This window comes from Parabacteroides gordonii MS-1 = DSM 23371, from assembly GCF_000969825.1.
GTDB lineage: Bacteria > Bacteroidota > Bacteroidia > Bacteroidales > Tannerellaceae > Parabacteroides > Parabacteroides gordonii.
On the sequence record NZ_KQ033919.1, the window covers coordinates 525,100 to 546,325 of the forward strand.

A 21,226-nucleotide genomic window follows, 5' to 3' on the forward strand; every position below is an offset into this window, starting at 1 on the left:
ATCTAAAAAAGAATTGTTATGAAAAATGTTAAGATATTAGCTGCTTGTTCACTTCTTTTACTGGGCGTGTCCAGTTGTGATCTGACGGGGTTGAACGAGAACCCAAACAAGCCGTCCAACGATGTCGATTATAATATGAACGAGCCGCGTCTGCTCGGTACCGTCCGTGGAGGTAAAATCATAGACGGTGATGTTGAACAGCGTTTAAAAGCCTTGCAGGTTGACCTGTATTCTCAGATGCTGGTCGATGGAGGCGGTTGGTCGACAGCCAACTATGTTCAGAACGATGGGTGGAACCTGGTTATCTGGGAACAATACCTCAAACAGCTCGCTTCCCTGAATATTGTGATCCGCGACCTTTCGGCCCGTGAAGATGCCGATAGTTATGCAAATACAATTGCCTTTGCACGTATCTGGCGTGTGTATGTACACTCGATGGCTTCCGACCTGTTCGGCCCGATGCCTTTCCCGAAACCGTCCGACGACGCCGAGGCCAACCCGCCTTACCGTGAGATGGAGGATATCTATACAGAGTATTTCACCGAACTCGACGAAGCTCCGAAGATGTTCACTTCCGGTGCAAAGAGTATTTTCACGGATAAGAGCAACGATATCGTGTACCAGTGCGACAATGAGGCCTGGAAGCGTTTCGCCAATTCACTTCGCCTGCGTCTGGCTCTCCGCGTTTCCGAAGTCGCTCCCGACGTTTGTAAGGCACAAGCTCAGGCAGCGATCAATGCCGACGGTGGCCTGATCAGCAGCTCCCGCCAGAACGCCTACATGCCTCCGAAGGCTGACGGCTCATGGGGACAGGATTACAACTACGTGATGTTCCAGATCACCTGGGGCGGCCCGTTGAGTATGTCGAAATCGTTTGAGAAACTGGTTACTAACATTGGTGGTGTTGCATGGCCTGACGGCGTTGAAAATACGACTCCGACACTGAACGGTGATCCGGCAATTCCGGTATCTTCCGTTCATCCGGCTAAGGTCGACCCGCGTGCTCCGAAAATCTTCCAGCCTTCTATCACAGGCGGTAACTGGCAAGGTCTGCCGTATGGTGCCCGTTCGGAAGAACAGAACAAGGGCGAGTACGTGGTGAAGAACTACGCCGAACTGGGTTACCTGGTGAAAGACGGTGGCAAATACAACTCACGCCCGTACGACGTATTCCTTTACGAAGAAGTATGTTTCCTGAAAGCTGAATTGTTTGCCCGTGGTATTCTGTCGGGCGATGCCAAGCACGAATATGAAGAAGGTGTAAGGTCATCCTTCGAAAAATGGGGCGTAGGTAGTGAAGCCGATGCATACCTGGCCTCTACGGAAAAGAACCTGGCCGGAACAAGTGCCAAATATGACGATCAGGCCGGAGCTGGCAACACCGCTCTTGAAAAGATCATCACTCAGAAATACATTGCCGGTACTCCCGATTTGTCCTGGGAAGGTTGGAGCGACAAACGCCGCCTGAACCTGCCGCGCCTGGATGTAGCTATCTACCGTGATGAAACCGTTTACGGAGGTTATTCGAAAGATATCAAGGATCCGAAGAACTTCATCAAACGTATCAAGTATCCGGTAAAGGAAAGTCTGGTAAACAAGGATGAATATAATAGAGGTGTCCAGATGTTGGGTGGTAAGGACAACGTTGCAGCCAACCTATGGTGGGACAAAAATGCAAATTACTGTACCTCTGCCGAATAAATCCGGTTGGACATGTTTTGAAATTATTTCAACATAATTAATAGTAAGCTCACCTGAAGTGCTCTTTCTGTGAAGATGGGGCCTTTAGGTGAGTTTTTTTATGGGCTGAAGTTGTATTTGTGTAATAATTGCGTACATTTACCCGAAATAAGATCTGATTATAAAGCATGATAAATAACGTTACTATGAAAATTTACCTCTTAATGTTGGGGTTGCTTTTGTGTGTCGGGGTCAAAGCACAGGTAGTCCGGGACGACCTGATTGTGCTTAAAACCGATATATCCGGGAAAACGCTGGCGCAGATATTGGACATGATCGAGCAACAAACCCCTTATTCCTTTATATATGACGCGCAGGTGATTGACCTTTCTGTTCCCGTCCGCGACAACTGGGAAGGTAAAACCCTGTTCGATCTCTTATATCTTTTATTTAAAGACACCGATATCGCCTACACGGTCGTTAACAAACAAATCATATTGAACCACCGCGAAGATGTGATCCGTATGCAGCAAAACGCTCCCCGCCGGGTAACAGGCACCGTAAAGGATAAAAGCGGTGAGCCGGTTATAGGTGCCAACGTCCTGATCAAAGGCACGAGCCAAGGCACTGTGACCGATCCAGACGGCCGTTTCACGCTCTATCTGCCGCCCAAGGCTACTCTCCAGGTGTCGTATATCGGCTATCTTCCGCAGAAAATCCAGTATGATGGAGAGAAAACTCTTCAGATCCAACTTGCGGAAGACTCCCAGCAGTTGGGTGAAGTGGTCGTTACCGCCCTCGGGCTTCATAAGCAGGAGGCCTCCCTTCCATACGCTACCCAATTGGTGGCCGGTGATGAGTTGGTGAGGGCGAAAGACCTGAATTTCATTCAGACGCTGGCTGGGAAAACCGCCGGTGTACAGATCAACCGCACCTCTTTCGGACTGGGTAGCTCGGCAAGAGTTATCATCCGTGGTTACCGGTCTGTGTCGGGAAACAACCAGCCTTTGTATGTGATTGACGGCGTCCCGATGCTGAACAGCAGCAACGAACAGGCCGTATCCGCCATCGGTGGCACGGCGGATGCCGGAAACCGCGACGGTGGCGACGGTATCTCCAACCTCAATCCCGACGATATCGAGAGTATAAGTATCCTCAAAGGTGCATCGGCTGCCGCTTTATATGGATCGCAGGCCGCTAATGGCGTGATCTTGATCACTACCCGGAAGGGACAGGAGGATGTGCAGCGCGTCACCTTCTCGTCGAGCCTGACGGTCGACCATGCCGTGAGTCTCCCCCGGTTCCAGAACGACTACGGCATGGATCGCGAAACAAAGACCAGCTGGGGTGCGAAAACCGCCTTGCCTCGTTACGACAACGTGGGCGACTTCTTTCGCAACGGCCTGACCGCTATCAACTCCCTGTCGTTCACAACCGGCAACGAGAAGATGCAGAGTTATTTCTCTTATGCCAACACTTCGGCCCGGGGCATCGTCGAACACAACAAGATGCAGAAGCATAACCTCAACTTTCGCGAAACCGCCAGCTTCTTCGACGACTACCTCAAACTCGATGCCAACGTCAATTTGATGACACAGGGCATCAAGGATCGTCCGGCTTCGGGCGGTTACTACATGAATCCTCTGGTGGGACTTTACCGGTTCCCGCGGGGCGAAGACATCAACGAGTACCGTACCCGTTTCGAAACCTTCAACGAGCAACGCAACCTGATGGAACAAAACTGGTACACCGATGGCGAGCTCGACATGGAGCAGAACCCATACTGGCTCACCAACCGCATCAAGAGCGACGACAAACGTACCCGCGTCATCGCTTCCCTCACGGCATTCCTGAAGATTACGGACTGGCTGAATTTACAGGCTCGCGGTACGGCCGACTACGCACACGATACATTCGAACAGAAAATGTATGCCTCTACCGCTCCGGCCCTGGCGGGAGCGAACGGGCGTTACATCAACCTCAATTATACGGAAAACCTTTACTATGGCGACGTGATGGCGATGGTGAATAAGAAATGGGACGACATCACCCTGACGGGAGCCCTCGGGGGAAGCATCAACAGCCGGATAGTCAATTCGTTGAGGCTCGACTCGAAAACGGCTTCGCTCTACTACCCAAACCTTTTCACGGTGGCTAACATCATCATGTCGACCGCCGCCTATATCAACCAACAGATCAATGAAAAGCGCGTTATCCAGTCGGTTTTCGCCACCGCGCAGCTAGGCTGGAAGGAAAGCCTGTACATCGACCTGACCGCCCGCAACGACTGGTCGTCAACGTTGGCCTACACCCGCTACAAAAGTTTCTTCTACCCTTCGGTGGGGCTCTCGTGGGTACTCAACAATTCGCTTGCGATGCCGGAATGGGTCAACTACGGCAAGTTGCGGAGTTCGTGGAGTAAGGTGGGCAACGACCTACCCCTGTTCCTCAGTAACCCCATCGCCGGAAGCAACGACCAGATCATAGCCGGGGGGGCGATCCAGACAAATACCGGAGCACCTTTCGACGAGCTGAAGCCCGAAATGAGTACTTCCTGGGAGGTCGGTACGGAATGGAAATTCTTCAATTACCGGGTCGATTTCGACTTTACCTATTATAAAACCAACACGAAGAACCAACTCTTCACCCTGCCTTCGTCCGCCGGTGCGACCTATAAGTACTACTATGTCAACGCCGGGAATATCCAGAACCAGGGCATAGAAGCCAGCCTGGGCGTCACGCCGGTGCTGACAAACGATTTCCAGTGGAAAACCTTACTCAACTTTTCGACCAACCGCAACAAGGTGATCGCGCTTCATCCCGACCTGAAAACCTTTATTTATGGTGACGAGGGCTTCTCGTCCTCTTACTCCATGCGCCTGGTCGAAGGCGGCTCGATGGGCGACATCTACGGAAAGGCTTTCAAGCGCGACGCGAACGGCCGGATCGTCTACACCAAGGATGTGGATGGCGACCAGGTACCCGTGGTGATCGGCTCGGGCAACACAGAGAAGGTGGGCAACAGCAACCCCGACTTTATGCTCGGATGGGGCAATTCGCTTAGCTATAAGGGCTTCAACCTCTATTTTCTGATCGATGGACGTTTCGGTGGTGATGTGCTGTCGCAAACACAGGCCGATATGGATCAGAAAGGCGTCAGCTGGGAGTCGGGCGAGGCGCGTAACGCTGGCTATGTCGATCTCGAAGGTACCCACCTCGACCCGTCGAAGTTCTATACCATCGTGAGTGGCCGTAACGGTTGTTCCGAATACTATATGTATAGCGCCACGAACATCCGCCTGCGCGAGCTTTCGCTGGGCTATACGTTCCCGGAGAAGCTGATGGAAAAGTCGAAGCTTTTGCGCGGAGTGCAGCTCTCGTTCGTTGGCCGCAACCTGTTCTTCCTGCATAAATCGGCACCGTTCGACCCCGATGCGGTGCTTTCTACGAAGAATGATAACCAGGGCGTGGATGTGTTCGGTATGCCGACCACCCGCAGCTTGGGACTGAATGTTAAACTTACTTTCTAACGGTGACAGATGAAGATGAAAAAGTGCACAAGATATATCGCCTTTGCCCTGCTGCCCTGTCTGCTGGGCATGGCTTCCTGTACGGGCAGTTTCGAGTCGTATAATACAGACGATACCGGCTTTCCGGATGGGCTGAAGGAACAGGAATTCAATAAATACGGCCTTCCGTTGAAAGTTGTCCAGCAGGGAATCTATTTCAATTACGACTGGGGTGGGGGAAAGAACTGGACGTTCCAGGTAATGCAGAACCTCGGTGCGGACATGTTCGCGGGCTATTTCCACGATTTCAACCCCTTCATCGAGGGACGGGGCAACACCATCTACAACATGCAGGACGGTTGGAACGGTTCCTTTTGGGAAAACACCTACGGTTTCATCCTACCCGAAGTGTTGAAGGCGCAGGAACTGACCGAAAAAAAGTATGCCTCCTTTTTCGGAATAGCATGCATCCTGAAAGTGGAAAGCATGCACCGTGTTTCGGATTTGTATGGGCCCATTATCTACACGGACTTCGGGTCGAAGACCGGATCGAAGCCCGATACCCAGCCGAAGGCTTACCGCGCTTTCTTCAAAGATCTTGATACCGGTATCGAAATGATCCGCCAGTATATGGCTGAACATCCGGAAGTGGAGAACTTTGCCAAGTTCGATATCCTTATGCCTGTGGGGAAACGTACTTATGCCGAGTGGATCCGTTTTGCCAATTCCCTGCGTCTCCGCCTGGCTGTCCGTATTGCGATGGCCGACCCGCAGCTGGCCGCTTCCGAAGCCCGTAAAGCTCTGTCCGACGCGGGAGGATTGTTGGAGGAGGACGACGATATCGTTGCCGTCTCGGCCAACGGCAGCGGCTACTATAATCCGCTGGGAGAGATCAACGTAGCTTGGGGCGAAGCGATCATGAATGCCAATATGGAGTCGTATCTGACGGGGTATCAGGATCCCCGCCTGCCGAGATATTTCTCCAGGGCCGTCGGTGGTAAAGGTATTGAGCTCTTTCCGGTGGACGGTACCTATAAGGGTATTCGCCAGGGAACGGGGTTCAACCATAAGAATTATAGCGGGCATTCAAAAACGACGATTACCCAGTCGACCAATGCCGTGCTGATGACTGCTGCTGAGGTTTGGTTTCTCCGTGCCGAGGCTGCCCTGCGGAAATGGTCGACGGAGAACGTGCAGTGGTGCTACGAGAATGGCATCCGGGCTTCCTTTGCGCAGTGGAGTGCAGGCGATGTCGTGCCGTATCTTCAGAATACCCGTACGCCGGTTGCGTATAAGGATGCTTTCAGTGCTGCCTTCGACGTGCAGCCCGTGAGCCGGGTTACTCCGGCCTGGGACGAAACGGCTTCCCCCGAAGTGAAACTCGAAAAGATCATCACCCAGAAATGGATCGCCTGTTATCCCGAAGGCTGCGAAGCCTGGGCCGAACAGCGTCGTACGGGCTATCCGCGTCTCTTTCCCGTCCTGGTGAACGATAGCCAGGGAACGGTCGATACCGCCCTGGGCCCTCGTCGTTTCAATTTCTTCGTCGGTATCAAGACCGCCAACCCGGAGCAGTACAACGCTCTGGTCGAAGCCCTCGGAGGCCCCGATAATTGCGGTACCCGGTTGTGGTGGGATACGGGAAGGAATTTCTGATGTTATTTCTTATTCAATATTCTTGCGGATCTTGGTCAGATACCCTTTCATCGCTTCCGAATCCTTGTCTTTGATAATTTCCTGCAGGATATTCAATTCTTCCTGTATGCGGGAAATCTGTTTCGGGGTACGCGGGTTGAAGAGTATTTCCGTCAATAGATAATCATCTTCAGACAGCAAACCGCGGGCAATCTTCATATGGCGTTTGAATGTCGTACCCGGAGCATCCTGATGCTTCATGATGGCAGCAAATACCATTGTTGAAGCGAACGGAATACCTAAAGAATAGGCAACCACCTTGTCATGTTCCTCAAATGTATATTCGCGGATATTCAGACGCAGGGCGGAATAGATATCTTTGAAGAATATCTTTCCCAGGTGATCCCCTTCCGATATGATGATCGTATTCTCTTTTTCCAAGCTACCCAGATTGGCGAATGTCGGGCCGAACATCGGGTGAGTGGAAACATACGGGAAACCACAGGTTTCGTAAAACTCTTTCAGATGGGTCTTTACGGATGCTATGTCTGAAATGATACAGTACGGCTGCAGGTAAGGCAAAACTGCCTTGAATGCTTCAATCGTGTAATTCAATGTTACGCAATTGATAACAAGTTCGGGGGCAAACCCTGCAACCTCTTCCGGTTTCTGCAGGCGAAGGGCATTGTAAATGAAACGCATCCGCTTCGGATCGTTTTCCAATACAGCCACTTCATGGTCAAAACTCAGCAGGTCGGTGAAGAAAGAACCCATCTTTCCGGCACCTAATATTAATATTTTCATTGTCTTATTCTTTTTGTCTATAATTTACGCTACCCGTCAACGGGAGGTGACGGGTAACGTCTGGCCTCGTTGACGACAACCGTCAACGAGGGGTGACGGCTACCGTCTCTTACCGCCGATGAAAACCGCTATTATTCATTCATGATGATCATCTGCTGGCGAACAGATTCTTCATGTATCTCTTTCAATATCTCCTTTACAAAATCAACATTCAGTTCCATCGTCTGCCCCATATCCGAACGTTTTTCCAGGATTTCGCTGTAACGTGGTGACTGGAGGATGGGCATGTTATGTTCTTTCTTATACACACCGATCTCGCGGGAGATGCGCATACGTTTAGCCAACAGTTCGAGCAGTTGTTCGTCGATGCCGTCGATCTGGCGGCGTAGTTCGGCCAGGTTTTCGGTAGTCTGTGTCTCGTTACGGATAACCAACAGGTTGACAACATAATCGAGTACATCCGGTGTGATCTGCTGTGAAGCGTCGCTCCAGGCACAATCCGGACAAGGATGCGACTCGATCATCAAACCGTCGAAGCTCAAATCCATCGCCTGCTGTGACAGCGGAGCTATCAGTTCGCGCTTACCACCGATATGGCTGGGATCGCAGAAAATCGGCAGGTTTGGCATACGGCGGCGCAGTTCGATAGGGATGTGCCACAACGGTAGGTTACGGTACATCTTCTTGTCGTAAGAGCTGAAACCGCGGTGGATGGCACCCAGACGACGGATACCTGCACCATACAGACGTTCGAAAGCACCGATCCATAACTCCAGGTCAGGGTTTACCGGGTTCTTGATCAGGACAGGTATATCCACGCCTTTCAAAGCGTCTGCAATTTCCTGTACGGCGAACGGGTTGACAGTGGTACGTGCACCGATCCACAGAATATCGATCCCGGCTTTCAATGCTTCGAATACATGGTCTTTTGTTGCCACTTCGGTAGCTACATACATGCCTGTTTCTTTCTTTACACGTTTCAACCACTGCAAGCCTTCAGCTCCGATACCTTCGAAGCCACCCGGTTTCGTGCGGGGTTTCCAGATTCCGGCACGGAATATTTTAACGCCTTTGGATGCCAGCTGGGTAGCCGCTTCCATTACTTGCTCTTCTGTTTCGGCACTACAAGGGCCTGAGATGATGATAGGACGCTGAGGGTCTACACCGGGTAATAAGATTGATTCTAATTCCATTTCCATGATGATATTCTATTTTATTATTTTTGTTATTCTGTTTAATGCTTCCTGTAATGCTTCGTTCTTGCAGCAAAGTGAGATACGGATGTAACGTTCGCCGCAGCTTCCGAAGATAAATCCGGGGGTGATGAATACGTTGGCTTCATACAACACTTTGTTTGCCAGCGCTTCGCTGCCTTCCGCTTCTGCCGGGATCTTTCCCCAGAGGAACATACCTACCTGGTTTTCGTCGTATTCGCATCCCAGCGTGTGCATGATCTGTACGGCCAGGTCGCGGCGGCTGCGATAGGTACGGTTCATGTTGTCGTACCATTCTTTCGGCGCTTTCAACGCTTCAACGGCTGCATGCTGCATCGGTTTGAACTGGCCGGAGTCGATGTTGCTCTTTACTTTCAGTATCCATTGGACGAACTGTGCGTTCGAGGCCAGCATCGCCATACGCCAACCCGGCATATTGTGCGCCTTACTCATCGAGTTCATTTCGATACAGATATCTTTGGCTCCCGGAACACTCAGGATGCTTAACGGCTGATCGTTCAGGATGAAACTGTAAGGGTTATCGTTACAGATGATGATACCGTGTTTACGTCCGAAGGCAACCAGCTTTTCAAAAAGCTCCATGCTGGCGTTCGCGCCGGTCGGCATGTTCGGGTAATTGACCCACATCAGCTTTACGCCGGAGAGATCCGTCTTTTCCAATGCTTCGAAATCCGGTTGCCATCCCAGCTCTTCTTTTAGTTCGTAGGAGATCAGGTTGGCCTGTACCAGTTTGCTGACAGAGCTATAAGTAGGATAACCGGGATTGGGAACCAATACGCCATCTCCGGGATTCAGAAATGCTAGCGAGATATGCAAAATTCCTTCCTTGGAACCGATCAGCGGCTGTATCTCTGTCTTCGGATCCAGTTCGACTCCATACCATGTCTGATACCAGTCGGCGAAACCTTTACGCAGTTCGGGGATACCCACATACGGCTGGTAACCATGCTCATTCGCATTATGTGCATGTTCGCACAAGGTCTCGATGGTCTGTTCCGAAGGGGGCAGATCGGGGCTACCTACGCCCAGACTGATCACATTCTTGCCTGCGGCATTCATTTCGGCTACCTCTTTCAGTTTCTTTGAGAAGTAGTATTCCTGTACGCTGCCTACACGGTCAGCGGGTGTGATGTTACACACTTTGTTTTCCTTCTGCATATTCGCCTAAAATTTTTAAGTCCTTTGTTAATGGTATGATTGCATCCAATGCCTGTCTGTATCTTGTATAATCAGTAAATGTAAGGTCGATATAGAACAGATATTCCCATTCGCGGCCGATGATCGGCAACGATTGTATTTTAGAAAGATTCATGTCATAGAAAGAAAGAATAGAGAGAACTTTGGAGAGACTGCCGGAGGTGTGAGGGAGAGCGAATACCAGTGAAGATTTGTTGACGTCTGACTTCTCAAGAAGATCTTCAGCTGTCCAGCGGTCTGCTATGGCAAGGAAGCGGGTGAAGTTGCGTTTGTTGGTTTCTATCCCTTCGGCCAGTATTTCCATCTTGTAGATCTGGGCGGCCAGTTTCCCGCAGATAGCAGCATGTCCTTCGAGCTTATTCTCGGCAATCCATCGGGCACTCATCGCGGTATCTTCTTTTTCCACCACTTTGGCATTTGGCAAGGTATCGAGGAAGTCGGTACATTGCATCAGTGCGATGGGGTGGGAGTTGACTTCCGTGACATCGTGTATCGACGTTCCCGGCAGCGCAACCAACGAATGCGAAATGCGTAGTTTGTATTCGCCGATCACCCGCAGACCGCTTTCGCGGATCAGTTCATGATTCTGCAGCAAGCTTCCTGCAATGGTATTCTCGATGGCCATCAGTCCTAACAAAGACGGGTCTTTCTTTATGGCTGAAATAACATCTCTGAATGTATTGCATCCAACAATTTCAATATCTTCACCTTCATAGAAGCTACGGGCGGCGATGTCGTGATACGAACCGGCTATTCCCTGAATTGCTACTTTCTTTTTCATCTTTCTAATTTATTGTCACAAAAAAAGTCCCACCGAAACCGGCAGGACTTTATATTATTTATTGATACATTTCTATCATCAACGCTTTACATACAAATTCCTGCCTTCACTCTGCTAAAGTAAAAGTAATAAAAGAAATATGTAAAGCTAAATCGATTCATTTGTTTCGTTTGTTTTTAAATACGCAGCAAAAGTAACGCTTTTTTGGAAACTACAAGCAAAAAGTGATAATATTTTTCGTCATGCAGTAAAAATAATGTTTAGACGACCTTTAATCCGGCCTGTAACGTCAGCATTTCTTTAGGCACAGACTTTTTGATACTCTCTATCAGCATACCGGCAATGGTATGCCGGATAAAGTCTTTGCGGGTGATCCATACGATTTCGCGTGCCGGTTTGGGGATGGCGAAAGGACGTACCAGCTTCTTTTGTTCTTCGCTGAGTTGCAGGGTGGCCAGTTCGGGAATAAAAGTGACTCCGTTGCCGCTTTCAACCATGCGCATGAATGTTTCCAGACTTCCCAAGCGATAGGCGGCCTGGCGTAGTTTCACTTTCTCCATCTGGCAGAAACGCATCAACTGGTCGCGGAAGCAGTGTCCTTCATCCAGTAGCCAGAGATGTTCGTCGCTGATATCGGCTGTGCGGATCAGCTCTTTTTTGAATACGGGATCATTCTCGGCTACGTAACCGAAGAATTGTTCGTAATATAATGTATCGCCCTGAAGCTGTGCTTCCGATGGCTGGTTAGCTATGATGGCGGCATCGATCTCACCATTCAATATGGCAGCCATTGTGGGAGCCGTTTTCATTTCCAGGATACGGATATCCAGATCCGGATGTTTTTCCGATAGCTGCTGGAAGAAACGGGGAAGCAGGTAAGGGGCAATGGTCGGCAGGACTGCTAGGCGGAAAGTTCCTTTCAACGATTGTTCCTCTTCATTCACGATATCCTTTATCAGGGAAGCCTGATATAAAACGGTACGTGCCTGGTCGATCACTTTGCGTCCGGCCGGGGTAGGACAGACGGGTTGCATGTTGCGGTCGAATAATTTGATACCCAGTTCGTCTTCCAGCTTTTGAATCATCATGCTGAGGGTAGGTTGTGTTACTCTGCAGTGCTCTGCTGCTTTTGCGAAATGGCGATAGGTGTCTACTGCCAGAATGTACTCGAGTTGTTGTATATTCATACTACTTTAGTTTTTTTTGTTCATAAAATCTTTCGGTAAAACTCCGAATTGTTTCTGGAAACATTTGGAGAAATAAGAAGGGTTGTTGAAACCAACCTGGTAACATATTTCGTTGATGCGATATTTCTGTGTTGCTAACAGCTCGGCGGCTTTTTTCAGACGAACCAGCTGTATCAGTTCGTTCGGGGTCATTTCCACCAGCGTCTTTATTTTGGCGAACAGGCCGGATCGGCTGATACATAATTGTTCTGCCAGCAAATCGATGGAGAAGTCTACATTCGAAATATTCTTTTCGATGATCTCGTTCATCTTCGAAAGGAATTCTTCGTCTGCTTTATTGACGGCTACACTATCCAGGGGAACGAACGGCATTTCGGAGAACTTTTTCCGAAGCTTCTTCCGCGACTCGAGCAGATTCTCGATCTGGGCGCGCAGCACCTGTGTGGAAAATGGTTTTTCTATGTAGGCATCGGCTCCGGACTTTATGCCGGCAACCTTTGATGTATTGTCGGTCTTGGCTGTCAGCAAGACCAATGGGATGTGACTGTACGAGAGGTTTTCCTTCACTTCTTTCGCAAAGGTGAAACCATCCATTACCGGCATCATCACATCGCTGATAATCAGATCGGCAGGTTGTTTCTTCAGTTGTTCAAGCCCTTCCTGCCCATTCCCGGCCAATAGTATATTATATGTATCCATGAAGCTGTCGTGGAGGAAGCTTCGCATATCCGTATTGTCTTCTACAATCAGCAGAGTAGGGCGGATGGAAGAGGCAGCGGATTGCCTGGTGGCATCTTCTGCGGTGTATGGTTCTTCGTCGGGAATCGTACAAGCCGTTACCAGATTATTTTTCTTTGCTACGGTTGGAACGGCGTTCTGCTGTACCAATGGGATTGTAACAATAAATGTAGTGCCTTGATTTGTCCCACTTTCTACTTCGATCCTGCCGTGGTGGGCATCCACCAGCAGTTTGGCCAGTGAAAGTCCGAGTCCCGTACCCGGTTTATGGCTTTGGGCAACCTGGTAGAAAGGAAGGAATATATTTTTTAGTTCTTGTTCGGATATTCCCCGGCCGTCATCGCTTACTCTGACGACAACGAACCGGTTGTTTGTTTCACAGGTCATTGTTATTTTCTTGTCTGCATATTTGGTCGCATTGGTCAGCAGGTTGCTGATTACTTTGGTGATCGCTTCCGGATCGACGATGGCTGTCATTTCTTTGTCCGGCATTCCAAAGGAGAAAACAATCCCTTTCTGTTCGATCATCGGCTTGAAACGATCGTACAGGTTCAGGAGCAGTTCGTATATGTTTTGTACGGAGAAATTGATCACAAACGCGCCTTGCTCCGCTTTCCGGAAATCCAGTAACTGGTTGACCAGTGACAGAAGCCGTTGGCTGTTCCGGTCGATTATCTTCAGGGCATCCTGGATTGTCGCAGGAAGTGTGGACGAAGCTTCCATTATCTTTTCCAGCGGGCCGATGATCAGCGACACGGGGGTTCGTATTTCGTGGGCGATCAATGTAAAGAAATTGATCTTTGCGTCATGCAGCTCTTTTTCTTTTTCCACACTTAGCTGAAGCATTCGGGCCTTATGACGTTTCTCCGTCCGCAGTTTCATGGCATATATAATGTAGCAGATCAATCCTATGACAGAGATGATATAGAGGAAATAGGCGAAAGTGGTACGCCAGAAAGGGGGATGAATAACGATATCGACAGTAGTAGCTTCTTCGTTCCATATCCCGTCGTTGTTGGAACCCATTACATGGAACTTATATTTGCCGGCCGGCAAGTTGGTATAAGTCGCTTTTCGCTGGTTGCCGACAAAATTCCAGTCTTTGTCGAAGCCTTCCAGTTTGTATTTGTACTGGTTCTTTGCCGGTACGCTATAACTCAGACTGACATATTCGATACTGAATACATTATATTTATAGGAGAGTTCGATTTCTTTGATGCTGGTTGTCGATTGGGGCAGGAGGCTCTCATTTCCTATCTTGACGTCTTTGTTGAATACCTGCAGGTTGGTAATAACTACCGGTGGTATATAAGCGTTGAGGGAGATCGTCCGGGTATCGAGTTCGCAGAAACCGTTGGTCGTTCCCAGGTACAGAAGTCCGGAAGAGGCCAGTAAAACGGCATTGACTCCATATTGGTCGCTTTGTAAACCATCGCTTTTAAAGAAAATCCGTTGTTCTCCGGTGTCAGGACAATAAGAAATAAGACCGTTTATCGTGCTGATCCATAAATATCCCTGATTAAAAACAATACCGGTTACGGCAGCTTGTGAAATGCTCAACGGTACGCGGACAAAGTTACCGGTCGTTTTGTCGTACCGGCAAATCCCATTATCGGTACCCGCCCATAATTGTTGTTTGTCATCCAGGCAAAGGCTGTTTATCTGGTTGGTTGATAATGTGTTTCTATCATCCGGATTGAATGTGTATTGTTTCCACTCTTCTCGTCCCGGCTTAAAACAGTAAACTCCTTTGCCCAATGTTGCAAACCAGACATTATGGTCGGTATCCTGCAATATACAACTGGTCGTAGTTCCGGTTTCTTTGGCATTGATGAAACTGTCGTTTTTACGGTCATAACGTATGATATTCTGCATTGTTCCAAGCCAGATATTGCTTTGTTTATCTTTGTAGATAGAATAAACACTACTCATATCTGCCGGAAGCTTATCGGACAAGCCGGCCGGGTATTGGGTGAATTTACCGGTACGGGTATTCAAAATGTTCAGGTTGCCGGAATATGTTCCGATCCATAAGTTATCATTATCCAGGAATAAAGCATGGATATTATGATATGACAGGCTGTTACGGCTGGGATCCGGCAGATAGTTCCTGAATGTTTTGTTTTGCGTATTGAAATAACTCAGGCCGCCGTCATCCGAACCGATCCAGATATTTCCGTCCGGATCTTCGCAGAAACAACTGATGATATTTCCACCGACGGAATTGCTGTAGTCGGAGTGAGTATATCCGTTGATCATACCTTTTATCGGGGCGGCGTAGTTCACACCACCATAATAAGTGCCGACCCATACACCACCTTCCCGGTCTTTGTAGATAGGATAGATGAATTTATTCGAGAGGCTGCTGTTCTTTAATTCGGTAGCTGTCATGACTTCGGCTTTTCCTGTTTTTGTGTCGAAGTAAGCGAGTCCGTCGTCTGAGCCGATCAAGAGGATGCCTGGTTGATACTCGGCTATATAATGGACATGAGAAATGCCGTTTGGTGTTCCCGGAGCCAGATACGATTGCATTTGCAAGCTTTTTTTATTGAGCCGGCAAATGCCGTGATTCCAGGTTCCTATCCATAGGTTATTCTCGTCGCCATCTTCGATTGCATAGATTCGCAGGTCACACGGTTCCCCGTTCCTCTTTGTTATCTGGTAAGTAATGAACCGGTCGTGATCCCGGTCATAGCAGCTTATAGCTCCTTTGTTTTGTTGCGGGGCAACCCATATCGATCCTTGATTGTCGATATGTAAATAGAATATTGTATTTGAATTCAGCGTATTATCATCACCCGGGACAGATATATATTGCTTCAGTTGCTGTGTTTGTTTGTTATAACAGAATACACCTTGTCCTAATGTGGCAAACCAGATATCTCCGTCGGATGCTTCTGCGATAGCTGTGATATTACTCTTGATATTGACCCCTTCGTCTGTTTGGACTGCAAAATACTTGAATTGTTCGAGTTCGGGGTTGTAGATATAAAGTCCTTCATCCGTACCTACCCAGAATGTTTTATCAGAATCTTCCAATAAGGAATAAATATAGTTGTTGCCGATAGAAGTGGAGTCTCCGACAATGTTTTTGAATATCTTAAAATTATAACCGTCAAATCTGTTCAGCCCGTTTTCCGTACCAAACCACATAAATCCCTGGCTATCCTGCGTGATACTGCGGACTGTATTGGAAGACAATCCGTTCTCAACCTCATAATGGATGAACCTGAATTGTTCCGCATAAATCCATTGGCAGGATAACAGGAAAACAATGATAATATTAATATATCGGACTTTAGATAGTGCTTTCATGTTATTATCGGAGATATACTATAGGGTACAAAGGTAGAAAATATATAGAATATCCGGGCAGTGCAGGTAAAAATTACACTATTCCGGAACTTCAGTCAGGCAATCTGTTCATAGAAAAGCAATAGAATCTGTCCAATAAAATAACAAAATAGTCTACTGGAATTGTCTGTGTATTGTTTATCAAGCCTTTTTGCCGATGGTCAACTTTCCGGTAAATGTATTATTCTTTCATCGTATTAAACGATTTTTGCATGATAAATGGCGAATGTACGCTTATTTTGCTGTCGTTGATTTAATAAAAATATCCGATCTGTTCAATGTTAACAACCTACTAATATATAATGATATGAGAAAAAGATTCCACAATCAAGGCTACAGCAAGTTCTTATTATCTGCTTGTCTTTTACTAAGTGCGAATGCCGGAAGCCATCAACTGTTTGCCAGTACAGAAAACAGTTTATTGGAAGTTTCACAGCAAAAGGGTACAACGATTACCGGAGTGATCAAGGATGCTTCAGGTATGGAATTACCGGGAGTAAATGTGGTTGAGAAAGGAACCATGAACGGAACTATGAGTGATATGGACGGAAAGTTTACGCTCACTGTATCTGATACGAAAGCAATCTTACAATTTTCTTACGTCGGTTTCCAGAGTCAGGAGCTGGCTGTCGGTAATCAAAAGTCTGTCACAGTGAAGTTGATGGAAGATTCACAACTGGTAGATGAAGTGGTGGTTATTGGTTATGGAACACAGAAGAAAGGGGATGTGACCAGTGCTATTTCCAGTGTAAAATCAGAAAGTTTTGTGAAGGGAGCTGTTCTCGATGCCGGGCAACTGGTTCAGGGGAAAGTAGCTGGTCTGAATATATCGATGCCTTCGGGTGACCCGACCGGAAGTACCCAGATCATGTTGCGTGGTATTTCTTCTTTGAAAGGGGGAACATCTCCTCTTGTTCTGGTAGACGGTGTTCCCGGTAGCCTGAATACGGTGGCACCGGAGGATATTGAATCTATAGATGTCCTGAAAGATGGTTCTGCTACTGCTATCTACGGTACTCGTGGAACGAACGGTGTAATTATCATCACAACGAAAACCAGCCAAAAGGAAATGCCTCCTACGATCGATTATTCGGGATATATCTCAGTCTCTAATACATTAAGAAAACCTGATTTCATGTCGGCAAGCGATTTGCGCCAGAAATGGTCGGAAGGATATGAGTTTACTGGTGCTAATAATGAAGACTTCGGGTATGATACTGATTGGTTGGATGAAATTACCCGTACCGCAGTCAGCCATGTGCATAATCTCTCTTTACGTGGTGGTAGTAAACAAACAAATTATACTGCATCCTTGAACTACCGTAACCGTCAGGGTACATTTATCAACACGGATTTCGAATCGTTGACCGGCCGTTTCGATATCAATCATTCGATGTTCGATAATAAGATTACAGCAAATGTATCTGCTGTTTTGAGTGAACATACAATGCCGCGTAGCTGGAATAATTATGCATATCGCCAGGCTTTGATCCATAACCCGACAGAACCTGTAAAGAATGAAGACGGAAGTTGGTTTGAACGTACCCTGTATTTTTATGATAACCCGGTAAGTTATGTAAAAGAAACTATCGGTGAAATGAAACGTAAGAATACCCGCTTTACCGGTAGCCTGACTTATCGTCCTGTAGAAGGATTGACATTAAAAGCCATGTATGCCCGTAGAAGTACCACCACTATGGATGGCTATTACCAAACCAAAAAGCATGTTTCCAATACAAAGAATGGTAAAAACGGATATGCCTATCGTAAAGACTCCGATTTTTCAAATAATCTGGCCGAACTTACTGCCAATTATCAGAAATCATTTGGTAAACATAATCTGAATGCATTGGTTGGATATAACTACGAAGATAATACCAATTCGAATATGGCGATCGACAACTATGACTTCCCTTCCGATATTTATTCTTATAATAAAATGGAAGCAGGAGCCGCCCTGCAAAGAGGTGAAGCGACGATGTCAAGCTATAAAGATTCCGATAAATTGATTGGCCTGTTTGCCCGTGTGGGATATAATTATGACGATCGTTATTTGTTTATGTTCTCGATCCGTCGCGAAGGTTCTTCTAAATTCGGTGCCGATCATAAATGGGGTAATTTCCCGGGTGTTTCTGTCGGCTGGAGAGTCAATAAGGAAAAATTTATGAAAAATTATACCTGGCTGGATAATCTGAAATTAAGAGCCGGTTTCGGTGTTACAGGTATCAATGTTGCTGATCCTTATACTTCTATCAGTAGTATAAACTATCAAGGTTCTTTTTTATATAACGGAACCTGGAAGAAAGCACTGATTACCGTTCGTAATAATAACACGGATCTTCGCTGGGAAAAAAAGCTGGAATATAATGTCGGTTTAGACTGGGATGTTTTGGAGGGACGTTTGGGTGGAACGTTAGATTATTATACCCGTATTACGAAAGATGCAGTCTGGGATTATAGCGTACCTGTTCCTCCTTATTTGTACGGAACGATATTGGCTAACGCCGGAGAATTGAAAAATAATGGTTTTGAAATGCTGGTACATGCTACTCCGGTTCAGACAAAAGATTTTCAATGGAGTACAAATGTGTCTTATTCCACCAATAACAATAAAGTGGTGTCTATCCAAAACGATAAGTTCCAGATGACGAATGATTATTTTTATACCGGATATGTAGGAGAACCCATACAGACTACTTCGCATATTGTAAAGGTCGGTTTGCCCGTAGGAACATTCTATGGTTTGAAATCGATCGATATCACAGACGATGGCTTATGGATTGTCGATGGCTTCAACAATGAAACTCAAAAATGGGAACCGATGAGAGCCGACGAAACCGATGCAAACAGCTGGCAGGTATTAGGAAACGGTATTCCCAAACATTATCTGAACTGGAACAATACGATCAATTATAAAGGTTTCGACCTGGGTATCAATATGCGTGGTGCATTTGGTTTCGAGATATTGAACTATCAGCGTATGTATTATGAAAATGCCAAGTCGTCCATCCAGTACAACCGCCTGAATTCAGCCTTCGATCCGGTATATGGAAAGAGCCCGGTTAAAGATGACCAGCGTTATGTCAGCCATTATATAGAGAATGGTAATTACTGGAAGATCGACAATGTTACATTAGGTTATACATTCAATCTGGGCAAACAAAACATCATCAAGAACCTGAGAATTTACGCTTCTGTATTGAACCTGGCAACTATTACCGGTTATAAAGGCATAGACCCTGAAGTACCGTTGAGCTCAAACGATTACGGTCTGCTCGATGCAGGTACGGATAACCGCGATAAATATCCAACCGTGAGAAGCTATACTTTCGGTGTTAACGTAACATTCTAATCACACAAAATGCATTTGATCATGAAAAGATATAAATATGGCATATATGCCCTTTGCTTAGGTTCCATGTTAACCTTGAATGGTTGTTTTAATCTGGATGAAGAAACTTATTCTGAAATTACAGAAGATGTCTATGTCCCTTCAACAGAAGATGAAGTGCCTGTATTGGCAACCGCTTATACGCCTCTCCGTTTTATTATGGATTGGTATGGATATTTTGATTTACAGGAAGAATCGGGTGATGTGATTGTTACACCCACCCGTCCGAACGGTTGGGATGACGGTGGTGTCTATAAAAGGATGCATCTGCATACCTGGACTAATCAGCAGGGGCAACCGCAAACTACCTGGGAGAATTGTTTTAATGGAATTAATAATGCAAATAAGATACTGTTTAGAGCAGATGAAGGTTTCTTTGTCCCGGAGCGGAAGGATGCGATAGTTGCTGAAGTCAGGGCAATCCGCGCTTTGTGGTATGCAATTCTTTGCGACTCTCATGGGAATGTTCCTATACAAACCAGTTTCTCGACGGATATTCCAAAACAATCTACCCGAAAGGAGGTATTTGATTTTATTATCAAAGAGTTGACGGAAGTGCTGCCGACCTTGTCAGAGGATGTGAATAAGTCTACTTACGGGCGTCTGACCCAGTGGGGAGCTCGTTGTCTGTTAGCCCGTATGTATCTGAATGCGGAAGTATATACCGGTACTCCGGCGTGGGACAAGGCTTTGGAACAATGTAATAAGATCATTGAATCCAACAAATTTGTTCTGGAAGATAATTATAAAGATAACTTCAAGACGGATAATGAAAATAGCGGCGAAGCCATCTTTGCCATCCCTTATGATGCTATCTTTAATATGGGAACCAATAATGGCCCGGTGTTCGGAATGCATATGAAGTGGTTAGCTTCGGAAAGTAATCAGGTATACGATATGTTGGCTCAACCCTGGAATGGCAGCGGAGCCAACCCTCAATTCATTAATAGTTATGATCCTGACGACCAGCGTATGCAGGATACCTGGTTACAAGGGCCGCAGAAAAATTCAGCCGGTGAAACCATCTTTGAATATACCAATAAACTACCTAGTTTATATAAATCGGAAGCATACGATGGTTATCGTGTAGGGAAGTATGAGATTGCCTATGGCGCTAAGTCTGCTCTGAGTAATGACTTTCCTTACTTCCGCTATGCAGAAGTCTTATTAATGAAAGCGGAATGTTTGCTTCGACTGGGACAGGACGAACAAGAGGCAGCCAATCTGGTCACTCAGATCCGTGAACGTAGTTTTAAGAATAATCCGGAGAAAGCCCGTGTAACAGTGGAAGAGCTGAAAGCAGATACGAAGATCCAATATGGTATCCTGGATGAAAACGGCAATATCACAGATCCGGGAGATCGTACTCCTGTCGAATTAGGCGGTTTGTACGATGAGTGGGGATGGGAGTTCGCCGCAGAAGCCAGACGTCGCACAGATATGATCCGCTTCGGTACATTCCAGACAAAGAGTTGGTTCAATCATAAACCGGTCGGTAATCATGCTATTTTGTTCCCGATCCACTTGGATGATCTGAATACAAATACGAATTTGAAACAGAATCCGGGGTATTAGAATCAATCATTTATTTAAGGGTCTTTGTGAAATGTAATTTTTATCCATATAAATAGAAAAATAATTCAAGTATTGGTCTGAATCGTTTGATTATTAATGCTTGATGTCTTGCGAGTAAAGATGGCCGAATTGGACTATTT

At 46.9% G+C, this 21,226-nt stretch carries 11 protein-coding genes; 5 read left to right on the forward strand and 6 right to left on the reverse strand.

All coding sequences use genetic code 11. The features are described 5' to 3' along the window. Positions 1-18 precede the first annotated feature (18 nt). The 3 genes from HMPREF1536_RS02140 (at position 19) to HMPREF1536_RS02150 (ending at position 6,845) form a co-directional block, all read left to right on the forward strand. Positions 19-1,701, forward strand: coding sequence for a SusD/RagB family nutrient-binding outer membrane lipoprotein (locus HMPREF1536_RS02140; protein ID WP_028730491.1), 1,683 nt, complete (start codon positions 19-21; stop codon positions 1,699-1,701). A gap of 185 nt (positions 1,702-1,886) precedes the next feature. Then, entirely contained in the window at positions 1,887-5,210 is a 3,324-nt protein-coding gene (locus HMPREF1536_RS02145; protein ID WP_028730492.1) for a SusC/RagA family TonB-linked outer membrane protein, read from the forward strand. Between the two features lie 15 nt (positions 5,211-5,225). Further along, a complete protein-coding gene (locus HMPREF1536_RS02150; protein WP_028730493.1) occupies positions 5,226-6,845 on the forward strand; it encodes a SusD/RagB family nutrient-binding outer membrane lipoprotein in 1,620 nt (539 codons plus the stop codon). A gap of 9 nt (positions 6,846-6,854) precedes the next feature. On the opposite strand, the gene HMPREF1536_RS02155 is transcribed toward HMPREF1536_RS02150, so the two are convergent. The 6 genes from HMPREF1536_RS02155 to HMPREF1536_RS02180 all read right to left on the reverse strand — a co-directional run bounded on the left by HMPREF1536_RS02155 (position 6,855) and on the right by HMPREF1536_RS02180 (position 16,081). Then, a complete protein-coding gene (locus tag HMPREF1536_RS02155) occupies positions 6,855-7,628 on the reverse strand; it encodes a prephenate dehydrogenase (protein WP_028730494.1) in 774 nt (257 codons plus the stop codon). 131 nt (positions 7,629-7,759) lie between these two features. Continuing rightward, on the reverse strand, positions 7,760-8,827 hold the full coding sequence (locus tag HMPREF1536_RS02160; protein WP_028730495.1) for a bifunctional 3-deoxy-7-phosphoheptulonate synthase/chorismate mutase type II: 1,068 nt from the start codon (positions 8,825-8,827) through the stop codon (positions 7,760-7,762). Between the two features lie 9 nt (positions 8,828-8,836). Then, positions 8,837-10,021, reverse strand: a complete 1,185-nt coding sequence (locus HMPREF1536_RS02165) for a pyridoxal phosphate-dependent aminotransferase (protein WP_028730496.1) — start codon at positions 10,019-10,021, stop codon at positions 8,837-8,839. Next, positions 9,996-10,841, reverse strand: coding sequence for a prephenate dehydratase (locus HMPREF1536_RS02170; protein WP_028730497.1), 846 nt, complete (start codon positions 10,839-10,841; stop codon positions 9,996-9,998). The genes HMPREF1536_RS02165 and HMPREF1536_RS02170 overlap by 26 nt, the downstream gene beginning before the upstream one ends. 260 nt (positions 10,842-11,101) lie before the next feature. Beyond that, complete coding sequence (locus tag HMPREF1536_RS02175) at positions 11,102-12,028, reverse strand: hydrogen peroxide-inducible genes activator (RefSeq protein ID WP_028730498.1); 927 nt, start codon at positions 12,026-12,028, stop codon at positions 11,102-11,104. A 6-nt stretch (positions 12,029-12,034) separates the two neighbouring features. After that, positions 12,035-16,081 (reverse strand): hybrid sensor histidine kinase/response regulator, encoded by a 4,047-nt coding sequence (locus tag HMPREF1536_RS02180; protein ID WP_028730499.1) that lies wholly within the window; start codon positions 16,079-16,081, stop codon positions 12,035-12,037. Positions 16,082-16,427: 346 nt separating this feature from the next. Here HMPREF1536_RS02180 and HMPREF1536_RS02185 point away from each other — a divergent pair, with 346 nt between their 5' ends. Together HMPREF1536_RS02185 and HMPREF1536_RS02190 are read left to right on the forward strand one after the other, a co-directional pair. Then, complete coding sequence (locus tag HMPREF1536_RS02185; protein ID WP_028730500.1) at positions 16,428-19,472, forward strand: SusC/RagA family TonB-linked outer membrane protein; 3,045 nt, start codon at positions 16,428-16,430, stop codon at positions 19,470-19,472. A gap of 21 nt (positions 19,473-19,493) precedes the next feature. Beyond that, positions 19,494-21,086 (forward strand): RagB/SusD family nutrient uptake outer membrane protein, encoded by a 1,593-nt coding sequence (locus HMPREF1536_RS02190; RefSeq protein ID WP_028730501.1) that lies wholly within the window; start codon positions 19,494-19,496, stop codon positions 21,084-21,086. The last annotated feature ends 140 nt before the right edge of the window (positions 21,087-21,226 follow it).